General features: G+C 61.8%; 10 protein-coding genes. 1 reads left to right on the top strand and 9 read right to left on the bottom strand.

The features are described 5' to 3' along the window. Positions 1-150 precede the first annotated feature (150 nt). Positions 151-1,707 carry a D-aminopeptidase gene (locus tag AC1DYF_RS21365; RefSeq protein WP_477878774.1) on the top strand — a complete coding sequence of 519 codons (1,557 nt, stop codon included), beginning with the start codon at positions 151-153 and terminating at the stop codon, positions 1,705-1,707. A 6-nt stretch (positions 1,708-1,713) separates the two neighbouring features. Here the strand turns inward: AC1DYF_RS21365 and AC1DYF_RS21360 are convergent, their stop codons facing one another. The 9 genes from AC1DYF_RS21360 to AC1DYF_RS21320 form a co-directional block, all read right to left on the bottom strand. Beyond that, positions 1,714-2,700: an ABC transporter ATP-binding protein gene (locus AC1DYF_RS21360; protein ID WP_477878773.1), complete on the bottom strand. Its 987-nt coding sequence runs from the start codon at positions 2,698-2,700 to the stop codon at positions 1,714-1,716. Continuing rightward, positions 2,697-3,722, bottom strand: coding sequence for an ABC transporter ATP-binding protein (locus AC1DYF_RS21355; RefSeq protein WP_477878772.1), 1,026 nt, complete (start codon positions 3,720-3,722; stop codon positions 2,697-2,699). Before AC1DYF_RS21355 ends, AC1DYF_RS21360 begins: the two co-directional genes overlap by 4 nt. Before the next feature lies 1 nt (position 3,723). Next, positions 3,724-4,695, bottom strand: a complete 972-nt coding sequence (locus AC1DYF_RS21350; protein WP_477878771.1) for an ABC transporter permease — start codon at positions 4,693-4,695, stop codon at positions 3,724-3,726. A gap of 10 nt (positions 4,696-4,705) precedes the next feature. Next, on the bottom strand, positions 4,706-5,743 hold the full coding sequence (locus AC1DYF_RS21345) for an ABC transporter permease (protein ID WP_477878770.1): 1,038 nt from the start codon (positions 5,741-5,743) through the stop codon (positions 4,706-4,708). A gap of 121 nt (positions 5,744-5,864) precedes the next feature. Continuing rightward, complete coding sequence (locus AC1DYF_RS21340) at positions 5,865-7,562, bottom strand: ABC transporter substrate-binding protein (RefSeq protein ID WP_477878769.1); 1,698 nt, start codon at positions 7,560-7,562, stop codon at positions 5,865-5,867. A 79-nt stretch (positions 7,563-7,641) separates the two neighbouring features. Then, positions 7,642-8,535, bottom strand: coding sequence for a proline iminopeptidase-family hydrolase (locus AC1DYF_RS21335; protein ID WP_477878768.1), 894 nt, complete (start codon positions 8,533-8,535; stop codon positions 7,642-7,644). A 27-nt stretch (positions 8,536-8,562) separates the two neighbouring features. Beyond that, on the bottom strand, positions 8,563-9,153 hold the full coding sequence (locus AC1DYF_RS21330; RefSeq protein ID WP_477878767.1) for an ANTAR domain-containing response regulator: 591 nt from the start codon (positions 9,151-9,153) through the stop codon (positions 8,563-8,565). Continuing rightward, on the bottom strand, positions 9,150-10,319 hold the full coding sequence (locus AC1DYF_RS21325) for a transporter substrate-binding domain-containing protein (RefSeq protein ID WP_477878766.1): 1,170 nt from the start codon (positions 10,317-10,319) through the stop codon (positions 9,150-9,152). The genes AC1DYF_RS21330 and AC1DYF_RS21325 overlap by 4 nt, the downstream gene beginning before the upstream one ends. A gap of 366 nt (positions 10,320-10,685) precedes the next feature. Further along, positions 10,686-12,326 carry a calcium-binding protein gene (locus AC1DYF_RS21320; RefSeq protein ID WP_477878765.1) on the bottom strand — a complete coding sequence of 547 codons (1,641 nt, stop codon included), beginning with the start codon at positions 12,324-12,326 and terminating at the stop codon, positions 10,686-10,688. Between the last annotated feature and the right edge of the window lie 166 nt (positions 12,327-12,492).

The following is a 12,492-nucleotide window of genomic DNA, read 5'->3' as shown; positions in this document are numbered from 1 at the left end:
CACTCAATGCCGTAGGCATTTCCGACTATTCCGATGCCACAAGTCTGTGCTTATCCTGGATGATGTGGGCAAGGCCGACCTCGCTGAGTCGCACTTCCTGTTCTTAACGCCCCCTAGAATTGCCCCCACGTTCATCTAATGCGAGTTCACATGTCATCCAAGCATCCGCTCCTCGACGCCACCATTCGCTCCCTGCCGGATCTCTACAAAGGGCCGGGAGGCGCGGTTGCCGTGATCCGCGACGGCCAGATCGAGGTCAGACATGCCTGGGGCTATGCGGATCTTGAACGTCATGTGCCGATGGCACCCTCGACGATCATGCCGATCTGCTCGATCAGCAAGGAATTCACCTGCGCGACCCTCCTGGAAAGCGTCGGCGATCCTTCCCTGCTGGACGCGGCGCTCGCGGCTTACCTGCCCAACTTCGAGAGCGATCTGCCCCGCGTCGTCGATCTCTGCAACAACCAATCCGGCCTGCGTGATTATTGGGCGCTGACGGTTCTCTGCGGCGCCGATCCGGAGGGCGCGTTCCGGCCGGAAGATGGGCCGAGCCTGCTTGGGCGGACCAGGACGACGCATTTTGCGCCCGGCTCGCATTATTCCTATTCGAACGGTAATTTCCGTATCCTGTCCGACCTGATCGAGGCCCATACCGGCGAAAAGCTTGGCGATCTCTTCGCCAGGCATCTGTTCGGACCGGCAGGCATGCTGACGGCGGAGCTGTTTCCTGACACCGGCAAGTTCAAGGGAGCGGCCATCGGCTATGAGGGCAATGTCCAGGTTGGCTTCCGCCCGGCCATAAACAATCTCTACTGGTCCGGCGATGCGGGCATCTGGGCCTCGCTGGACGACATGATCGCCTGGGAGACTTTCATCGACGCCGGCCGTGACGACATGGCAAGCCCTTATGCGCGCATCTCGAAGACGCAGACCTTTTCGGACGGCGCTGCCGCCAGCTATGGTTTCGGCCTGGCGCATATGATCATCGGCGGCATCAAAATGACCGGTCACGGCGGGGCGCTGCGCGGTTGGCGATTGCAGCGGCTCCATGCGCCATCCGAGCGGCTTTCGGTTGTCGTCATGTTCAACCATGAGAGCGATGCCCATGCCGCCGCGGAGCAGGTCATGCTCGCCGCCCTCGGCCAAACGAAGGCTGCTCCGGCGCGCCTTGCCGGCGAAGCAGACTGGGCCGGTCACTATCTCGACCCGGAAACGAAGCTCACATTGAGCCTGACGCCGCTCGACACCGGTCGTTTGACCGCGCGGTTCGAGACCTCGCGGGAAATCGTGACCCTGATGCCGGATGGAACGGCGCGCTCCGACGAAATGGTGCTGTCGCGAGACGGCAGCGACATCCTCCTGAAGCGTGCGGACGAGAATCTATCGCTACGGCTGAAGCCTGTCAGCGGTGAGGCGCGTAAGGATATCGAGGGCCGCTTTCATTGCGAAGAACTGGATGCCGACCTCCAGGTCACGTCCAGCGGCGGTGCAATGTTCGTTGTCTGCAAGGGTTTCCTTGGCACATCGCGCATGCAGTCCCTCTATGCAATCGGGCCGGACGTCTGGCTGATGCCCTGCCCGCGCGGCCTCGATGCGCCTGCGCCGGGAGACTGGAGCATGGTCTTCGACCGCGATGGCGATGGTAAGGTCACTGGACTGACGATTGGCTGCTGGCTGGCCCGCGGTGTCCGCTATGTGAAGGCGTGAGTTCGATCACTCCAGCGGAAAATGACAAGCAACGTTGCGGCCACTTGCATCGCCGGTCAGCACCGGCCGCGTCTCATGGCAGAGCGCTTGGGCATAGGGGCAGCGGGTCGAGAATTTGCAGCCCTTGGGCGGATTGAGCGGGCTTGGGATTTCTCCCGTGAGCAGGATGCGCTCCTGCTTGCCGCGATTGTGCGGCTGGGGGATGGCCGAAAGCAGCGCCTGCGTATAGGGGTGGCGCGGCGCGCCGTAGAGCGCATCGGTCTCGCCGACTTCGACGATCGACCCAAGATACATGACGGCCACCCGGCTCGACACTTGCCGCACCACCGCGAGATCATGGGCGATGAACACATAGGTGAGGTTGAGCCGCTGGCGCAGGTCGGCGAACAGGTTGACGATCTGCGCCTGGACCGACACATCCAAAGCTGACACCGGCTCGTCGGCGACGATCAGCGCCGGCTCGACTGCCAGTGCCCGCGCGATGCCGATGCGCTGGCGCTGGCCGCCGGAGAATTCGTGCGGATAGCGGTCGAGATATTCGCGGCGCAGGCCGACCAGTTCCATCAGTTCGGCCAAGCGATCGTCGATCTCCGATCCCCGGCGGATATCATGCACCTTCAGCACCTCGCCCAGCATGTCGCGCACCTTGCGGCGCGGATTGAGCGAGGCGGAAGGATCCTGGAAGATCATCTGCATCTTGCGCCGCACCGGCTTGAGCGCTCGCTTTTCCGCTTTGGAAATATCCTGCCCGTCGAAGGTCAGCTGACCGGCAGTGATGTCATAAAGCCGGGTCAGGCAGCGGCCGAGCGTGGATTTGCCGCTGCCGGATTCGCCCACCAGGCCCAGCGTCTCGCCGGGATAGACATCGAGGCTGATGTCGTCGACGGCATGCAGAATGCGTCCCGAACCGGGCCGGATGGTCTTGCCGACGACAAAATTCTTGGTCAGCGCCTCGGCGGAAAGCAGCGGCTTGGTCTTGTCGGTCGCGCTCATGCGGGCTCTTCCAATGTCAAAACAGTGCTGCGCAGGGCATCACGCTGCTCGCCGTCGAGGATGCAAAGGGCTGCCTGATCGTCGATGCGACGCAGCGGCGGCCGGCCCGCGCATTCGGGGCGGGCGAACCGGCAACGAGGCTGAAAGCCGCAACCCTCCGGAATGCTGCCCGGCGTCGGCGGCATGCCGGCGATGGAAATCAGCCGCTTCGGACGCTCGCCGGTCAGCGGCGGGATCGAGGCCATCAAGCCCCAGGTATAGGGATGGATGGGATTGGAGAAGATTTCCCGTGTGGTGCCGCGCTCGACGATGCGGCCGGCATACATCACCGCCACCTTGTCGGCGACTTCCGAGACCACGCCCATGTCGTGGGTGATGAGGATGATCGCCGAGCCCAGGTCCTTGCGCAGCCTCAGCAACAGGTCGAGCACCTGCGCCTGCACCGTCACATCGAGCGCCGTCGTCGGTTCGTCGGCGACCAGCAGCGCCGGCTGGCAGGAGAGCGCCATGGCGATGACAGCCCGCTGACGCATGCCGCCGGACAGCTGGTGCGGATAGCGCTCGACTGCCTCGGCGGGATTGGAGAAACCGACTTCGGCCAGCAGTTCGATTGCCCTGAGCCGGGCGGCGCGCTGCGAGATCGGCTCATGGGCGCGGATCTGCTCGGCGATCTGCCAGCCGATCGTATAGACGGGCGTGAGCGCCGTCATCGGGTCCTGCGAGATCAGCCCGATTTCCTTGCCGCGGATACGCCGCATCTGGCTGGCCGACATTTCGATGATATGCTGGCCGCGAAACGAGACGGCACCTTCGACGCGTGTGGTCTTGCGGTCATGCAGTCCCAGCAGCGACAGCAGCGTCACGGATTTTCCCGAGCCGGATTCGCCGACGATCGACAGGATCTCGCCTTCGCGGACACTGAAGGACACATCATCGACCGCCTTGACCACGCCGTGGTCGGTGGCGAAAGACACGCTCAGGCCGTTGACATCGAGCAGCAGCGGTTTTTCAGGGGGCGTCATCTCAATTCTCCCTGATACGCGGGTCGATCAGCACATAGACGATGTCGACCAGGCCATTGGCGAGCACGACGAAGAAGGAGGCATACATGACCGTGCCCATGATCATCGGCAGGTCGAGATTGAGCAGCGCCTGGTAGGTCAGCCGGCCGACGCCGTTGAGCCCGAACACCACTTCGGTCAGCAGCGCCGAGCCGCCGACCAGGGCGCCGAAATCCAGCCCGAACATGGTCACGAACGGGATCAAGGATGTCCGGAGCGCATGCCGCAGCATCACCCGCATCGGGCTCAGCCCCTTGGCGCGGGCGGTGCGGATATAGTCCTCCTGATAGGCCTCGACCAGATTGGCGCGCAGCACCCGGCCATAGATGCCGATATAGAGCGCGGCCAGCGTCGACCACGGGATGATCAGGGTCAGGAACCAGCCGACCGGATCGGAAAACAGCGGCTTGTAGCCGAGCGCCGGCACCCAGGAAAATGCCCAGCTGTCATGAAAGCGGCTCTGCGAGATCAGGTTCATCACCTCGCCCAGCCAGTAGACCGGCATCGAGACGCCGATCAGCGCCAGCGCCATCAGGCCCCGGTCGAGCACGGTGTCGCGGGCCATCGCGGCGATGACGCCGAAGACAATGCCGCCAACCACCCAGAGCACGGCGGCGCCGAACACCAGCGACAGCGTCACCGGCGCCGCTTCAACGACCTGCGGCACGACGCGCATGCCGCGATTGACGTAGGATGCGAGATCCTGCGTCACGAACAGCCGTTTCATCATCAGCACATATTGCACCGGCAGCGGCCGGTCGAAGCCGAATTCGGTGCGGATCTGCGCGATCGTCTCCTGCGAGGCATTGCGGCCGGCAATGCGGGCGGCCGGGTCGGAGCCGGGCGTGGCGAAGAAGATCAGGAATACCAGCACCGAAATGCCGAACATTACGAACAGCATCTGCCCGAGACGCTGGAGGATCGCGTAGGTCATCTCCGCCTCCTCAGACGATCTTTGTGCGCGGATCGAGCGCGTCGCGGATGCTGTCGCCCACGACATTGAGCGTCAGCACGGTGAGCGCGATGGCAATGCCGGGCGCCAGAGCGACGATCGGACGGGTGTAGAGCAGCGTCTGGCCATCCTGGATGATGGTGCCCCAGCTGGCATCCGGCGCCTGCACACCGATCGACAGGAAGGAGAGCGACGATTCCGTGACGATATTGAGCGCCATCATCAGCGGAATGAAGACGATCAGCATGGTCGAGACATTCGGTAGGATGTCGTTCCACAGGATGCGCCATTCGGGAATGCCGAGGCCGATCGCCGCCAGCACGAATTCGCTGTTCTTCAGCGCCAGCACGCGGCCGCGCACCGGGCGCGCCACATAAGGCACGTAGATGATGCCGATAATGCCGATCGGCAGCAGCAGGCTGTCGGCGGTGATCTCGATCGGGCCAAGCACGATGCCCTTGGAAATCAGCACGATCGACAGCGAAATGGCCAGGAGATAGACGGGAAAGGCCCAAAGGATATCAAGAAACCGCGACAGGAACATATCGACGGCGCCGCCGAAAAAGCCGGCGCAGATGCCGATCAGCGCGGCGAAGACCAGACAGATGGCCGTGGCGCAGGATGCGATCAGCAGCGAATTGCGGCCGCCGTAAAGCAGCCGGGCGGCGACATCACGCCCCTGCGTATCGGCGCCGAGGAAATATTGCGCAGCCCAAGTCGGCCCGATCGGCGTCACGCCAAGACCCAGCCCCTCGGTCGAAGGCTGCATGATCTTGACCCTCTTGCCGTCGATCTTGATCTTGCCGCTGAGATTGGAGCTGAACGGATCGGTGCCCGACACGTAATGCGCATAAAGCGGTGCGGCGAGGCTCGACAGGATGATCACCAGCAGCACCAGGGCGGCGGCGATCGTCGGCTTGTCGCGTTTGAGAAGCCGCCAGGCGCGTTGCCAGTGGCTGGAGCCTTTTCGGAGGCCTTTGCTTTCCGAATTCTCCATCGGATTGGCAATGCTGTCGGATACGAGGGTCATTTCCAGTTCCTGCCGTCACCGACGGTCACACGGTCGCAAACAGCCGCTATTCTCGCCGATTCGGATTGTTCAAGGATGAAGCGGGCAATGGCATGCGGCTGCACGCCATTGCCCACACGGATTATTTCACCCAGGACTGGGAGATGATCCAGCGGTTCTGCTTGTTGAACAGGTAATTGCCGAGGCGGGCCGAGCTGAAATTGACGCTTTTCGGCGTGAACAGCGGCGCAAGCGGCGCCTCAGCCATATAGCCCTTGTCGATCTTCGCCCATTCGGCTTCGGCGCCCTTCTCGTCGGTGAGCGAGAGCTTCATCGCCGCCTTCATCTGAGCATCGAGGTCCTTGTTGCAATAGCCCGAAATGTTGATCGAGGAATCACTGCCCTTGGTGAAGCTGCCGCAGGAGAGCAGCACGTTGAGGAAGTCCGACGCCGCCGGATAGTCCATGTACCACTGCGTGATGCTGATCTGGACGTTGTTGTTGGTGTTCTGGATGTAAGAGAACTCGATATTCGGCGAGATCGCCTTCATCGAGGCTTCATATCCAAGCTGGGTCAACACGCTCTGGACATAGGTGCCGATGCCCCGCGCAACGGCATTGTCTTCGGCGATCACGGTGATCTTCTGGCCCTTCGTGCCGGATTCCTCGACCAGTTGCTTGGCCTTGTCCATGTCGGCCTCCGACCAGGTCGGGCCCGGATCCTTGGTGTAGATGCAATCATCAACATGGCCGGGGAAATCCGGCGGCAGGATCTGGCAGGTCGGCTGCCCCAGCGCGTCGCCGCCGAACAGGCCGACCAGCGCATCGCGATCGAGTGCATAGTTCAGCGCCTGGCGCGCCTTGACATTGTTGAACGGCGCCAGGTTGGTATTCATCGGCGCGTACCAGAAGGCGGCGAGCGGATCGAGATGCATCTGCTTGGCATATTTGGTGCCGAGTTCCGGCAGACGGTCGGCCGGCGGCGTATCGAACATCCAGTCAACCTGGCCGTTCTGTATGGCGTTGATGACAGCTTCTTCGGTCATGCCGAACTTGTAGATGATCTCGTCGGCATAACCGTCCGGCTGGGCATCGGCACTCCATTCCTTGAAATGCGGATTGCGCTTCATGACCAGCGCTTCATTGGGATTGTAGCTGTCGAAATAATAGGGACCAGTGGTCGGGATCGGCGTCGTCCCGGCATCCTTGGCCGGCGTGTCGGCCGGCACGATCGAGGCATGCGGCACGGCGAGCTTGTCGAAGAATTCCGAATCCGCTGCCACGAGATTGATGGTCACAGTACCGGCGGCCGCATCGGCGCTGATGCCGCCGTCGAGCGTGCAGGTATCGGGCGTAGCGATGCATTTGTCGGCGCCGACAATGCCGTTATAGAAGCTGCCGACGGTCGGCCCCTTGACCTTGAAGATGCGCTGGAACGAGGCGACGACATCGGCCGGCGTCAGTTCCTTGCCGTTGGAGAACATGATGCCTTTGCGGATCTTGAACACGAAGGTCTTGCCGTCATTCTTCATCTCCGGCATCGCCTCGGCGATATCGGGGACGATCTTGAAGCCCTCGATACCGCCGGCCTGCTTGAACTTGACCAGGCCGTCATAGGTCATCTGGTAGATCTGCCAGTACTGGGCGGTATAGTTGATCGCCGGGTCGATGGTGCCGGCCGCAGACACGGCCGACAGCACCATGCTGCCGCCGCGATGCTGGGCCATGAGCGCCGCCCGGTCCTCGGCATGGGCGAGGCCCGCAAGCATGGTCTGGGCGAGCAGGACGCCGGCAAGAGCGGCCCCTGCACGACGGAAGGTTGTCATTGATCTCTTGGTCATGATGGTCTGTTCCCCTGTTGTTGTGGCTGGTTCGATAGGACTGGCATTCGCGACCGCCCCAATAGGGCGGTCCTTGTTTTCAGGGCGCTTTCGCATCCAGGAAGGCACTCACCTCGGCCATGCAGGCGGCACGTTCCTCGACATGCGGCATATGGCTGGATTGTTCGAAGATTCGCCAGCGCACATCCGGAATTTCATCGGCATAGGGCTGTACGCAGGCCTCGGTCGCCTCATCGAAGCGGCCGGAGATCAGCAGCACCGGCACATTGATGGTCGACAGGCGGCCGACGATCGACCAGTCCTTCATCGTGCCGATGACATGGAATTCGTTCGGTCCGTTCATCGTGTGGTAGACGGTCGGGTCCTCGGCAATGGCATCGAACGTGCGCTTGACCTCCGGCGGCATGGGCACGACGCGACAGACATGGCGTTCGTTGAACACATCCGTCGCCTTGGTATAGTCAGCCGAATCCGTGGTGCCGGCCTGTTCGTGCTTGAGCAGCGTCGCCTGCACATCGGCCGGCAGCGCGTCACGCAGCCGATTGGCCTCGGAAATCCAGGTGACCATGGCGGCCGGCGAATTGGCGATCACCAGCGCCTTCAGCCCAGCCGGCCGGTCAACCGAAAACTCCGCTGACAGCATGCCGCCCCAGGACTGGCCGAGCAGGCAATAGCTCTCGCGAATGCCGAGATGATCGATGAGATTGTGAAGCTCCGCCTTGAAGAAATCGACGGTCCAGAAATCCCCGCCCTTGTCCGGCAGATGCGTGGATTTGCCATTGCCGACCTGGTCGTAGTGGATCACCGCGCGGCCGGTTTCGGCAATATCCTTGAAACTATCGACATAATCATGCGTGCAGCCCGGCCCGCCATGCGCCACGATCAGCGGCGGCTTGCCGGACGCCATGTCGCCGGTGATCCGGTACCAGGTCCGGTAGGCGCCATAGGGTGCATAGCCTTCCTTTATCTCCATATTCCGTCTCCCTTTTTCATCCTTGTTCTATGGTCCGCCGCGGGTGCGCTTGTCGTTCCTGCAGATGGCATCCGCCGCCTCCTCGATCGTCATGCCCCAATCCATGGAAATGCTTCTCAGCCGCTTGAAGGCCGCAGTCTCGCCGGCATAGCCCTGCTGCATCAGCTGCAACACGGCGCGCACCACGATCGGCCGCTGCCGCAGGCGGTCCTCGAGCACACGGATATCGTCGGCATGGCTGCGTGCTTTCCGATAGGCGTGCGCGGCGATCAGCAGCGCGCTATAGGCGCCGGTCGAGCCGATCGGCTTGAGCATATGCGCGTTCGAACCCTGGGCCAGCGCCCATTCGATCCGTCCCGGCGCTTCCGAGCCGATGAGTGCCACGAGCGGCATGGGCGAAAAGCCCGATGGCCAGGGAAACTGCTGGTCGTGCCCCATATCGGCATCGAAAAACACCACATCGGCTGTCGCATCCTGCTCGTCGAGCTGCGGCCAGACGGACCTGACCCGGATATGCAGCGATTGCAGCTGCCGCGTCAGCGCCTCGACGGCCGGATGCGGCCGGTGCAGGATCACCGCCTGCCAACTCGAAAACATCGGCCGTTCGAACTGGCTCATTTCACCACCTTCAGTCCCGGTGCCGGCGCATGGCTCACGGGCTTGGCGGGAAAGACCGAGCGCACCAGATAGGGGTCGGCCTCGATGACCGGCGTGTCCATGTCGAAAACCTCGAAACCGCCCTCTTCGTCGGAGCGGCCGATATAGGGCCTCAGCCCGGCGTGATGCGTGCGCGGATCGAAGGAGACCGGCCCGATCGGTGTCTCGAACCGGCGCTGCGTCACCACCTTGCGGATCACATCGGGATCGTCGGTGCCGGCATCGGCGATGGCCTGGGCAAGGATGGAAACCGCCATATAGGCAAAGACGAACGGCCCCGTGACCGGCCGCCCTCCCCCGCGACGCGCCGCCAGCCGTGCCTTGAAACGCCGGTTCTCCTCGGTGTCGAGCTTGTCCAGATAGATATCAGTGACGATATGACCTGCCTTTGCGCGTGGGCTCAGCCCTTCGAGGTCTGTTTCTGAAAAGTTGCAGGCGACGATCGGCCGCCGGTCGGCGCCGAATTCCGGGTCGCTGTCGCGCAATTCCGCATAGGCACGGATAAAGGCATGGACGGAGCGGCCGACGAGATTGGAGAGAATGAAATCCGGCCGTTTCTGGCGGATCTCGGCAATCAGATGGTCGACCTCTTCCGAACCGAGCGGTACAAAGCGCTCGGCCAGCACTTCGCCGCCTGCCGCCTCGGTCATCTCACGGGCGATGCGGCCGATCTCCCAGCCCCAGATATAGTTCGACCCGACGATGAACGGCCGCCTGCCATAGCGCGGCAGGACATGATCGAACAGCGGCAGCAGATGCTGGTTGGGACAGGCGCCGAGATAGACGACGCTGTCGCTCGTCTCATAGCCTTCATAGGGGAAGGCATACCAGAGCAGCGCCCCATGCCGTTCGACGACCGGCAGCACATCCTTGCGGCTCCAGGACGTGATCGTGCCGACGATATGCCGGCATCCCCGCTGCCGAATGGCCGCTTCGGCGAATTCGGCATAGCGCTCGGCATTGCCAGCGGGGTCATCGACCCGCGGCTCGAACTGGAAGGATGAAGCGGGGTCGCCGTTGACCTCGGCAACAGCCGTCAGGGCGCCATCCACGGCATCGCGGCCAAGCGCCGCATAGGTGCCCGTGGTCGAATAAAGCAGCGAAAGGGGGATGGTCTTCCGGATCACGACGCCTCCTGCAATCCGGGACGATGACGGCACGCACCGGCCTGACACCTGCCCGGCAATCCACCGCTCTGACCACGAACACCGTCTGCCACGCCAAACTCCCAATTGGAACAATCAGGCCATGGCACGACCGGAGAAACGGCATAAAAAAAGCCCCGTCCGCAGAAATTTGCGGAGATCGGGGCTCATTTGCCGTTGGCGATCAGTGCCATTTGTCAGGCGAAGCTATGACAAGCTCACTTTGTAGTCAATCGAATTTCGTGCTCATTTTTCAACCATTCGCATCGCGTTACGCCGTGACAGACTCTCGCCGCGTTGGCGCACCCGCTGCAATCGCAAGATGGCTGGGAGCTCACTCGATCGAATTCAGGTCAGGAGAAAATCCGTATTGGACAGGTCGCCCTTGTTCATGAGGGTGGTAATCAACACCTGATCGTGATCGGTGCCGCTGCCATCCTCGTCATAATAGAGATTGCCGGTCTTCTTGTCATAGATCAGCCAATCGTCGCCATCCTTGGCGGCGGTGCCGAGGACGAAATGGTCGGCGTTCACCTTGCCGGCATCGAACTGGTCGATCGCCTGGTGGGCCATCTTGATCATGTCCTGCTTGCTGTCGAAATCCTTGATCTTGTCGACGTCGTCGCCGAAAAATGTCTGGGGAAGCCGCTGGAAAACGAACGTGTCCTTGCCCGCGCCTCCGATCATCAGGTCGGCGCCGTCGCCGCTATTGATGATGTCATTGCCGGCACCACCGTCCAGCGTATCGTTGCCGATGACTTCGGTGTAGAAGCCGCCTGGCCCGATCTGGGCATAGAGCGTGTCATTGCCGCCGAGCCCCTTGATGACATCCGTGCCGCCGCCGCCGATCAGCACTTCGTCATGCTTGTCGGTGCCCGTGATCATGTCATTGTTGGCGCTGCCATAGACGCCTTCCACATTCAGGATCGTGTCTTTCCCCCAGGCGCCGAAATTCTGGAGGCCCGTCTTGCCGAGATCGATCTCGACGCCCTTCTTGCCCAGGACATCACCATCGAAGCTGACAAGATCGACCCCGTCGCCGCCATCGATCTTGTCGTTGCCGGCCCCGCCGGTCAGTTTGTCGTCGCCCTTGCCTCCCGAAAGCGTGTCGTTGCCGTCATCTCCATAGAGATAGTCGATACCGCCAAGCCCGCTGATCTTGTCGGCGCCGCCATTTCCGTTCAACTGCTCTCCGAAGGTGCCATCCTTTGTATCCTTGCCGATGATCTCGTCGTTGAAATTGCTGCCCTGGAGGCCGATGACATCGACCAGCGTGTCATGGCCCGCACCGCCGGTCACTTTTCCGGTACCGAGGTCCGCCTTGATCCCCGAAAGCGCCGTATGACGATAATCGGCAACGGGAAAGGCAGCATCACCGCCATCGAGCCTGTCGTCGCCGAGGCCTCCTTCCAGCGTCGGCGGGAAAGCGGTGAAATCCTTGATCGAACTGTCGCCCTGGGCGAGGTAGTTGTAGATATCGCCCGACCCGCCGAGCGCCGTCATGACCGCGGAAAGCGAGGCATGCAGGTTATCGACCGTATCGAGCGAATGACCGTTGAAGTCGGAATATTCGAGCGACGTCACCGTGCCCTTTGTCGGATCCTGGGTGAAGCCCGTGCCCTTGATCGTGACGAAATTGAAATTATCCATCTCGATGACGATCTGCTTGGACGTGAATGTGTCGATCGTATCGATCGTCGACCAATCCGCCGTCTGCTTGATCAGCGCAATCGCCGGTGACAGGACATCGTGATAGAGGTCCGCGGCGGAGACGGCGCGCTTCATCGTCACCGTTTGTGCCTTCACGGGGCCTGAGAAATCATCGTCGATATAGGTCAGCTTGGTGATGTTGCCGGCCTTGAGATAGCCGTCGGCATCGTATTTGAACCCGGTTCCCGTCATGATGACCGAATCCCCGCCTATGCCGGCAAAGGTCACGGATTTGTCGGTTCCCTCGACAGTTTCCTTCAACACCATTGAATAAGACATTGATCGCTCCCCGTTTTGATCTCAAAAACGGTATAGATGCGACAAAGTCGCACAATCCCCTGTTCAGGGGACCCGGCGTGTTTTGCATGGCCCCCGCAGTATATCGGCCAGCGGCGGCAAGAATATCTCTACGTCCCCGTCATCGGCTCCGTTCGGGTCATCGACC

The sequence above is a fragment of the Rhizobium sp. P2_G9 genome (assembly GCF_056403475.1).
The sequence above is the reverse complement of the archived record's forward strand: the minus strand, read 5'-3'. Positions and strand labels throughout refer to the sequence as shown.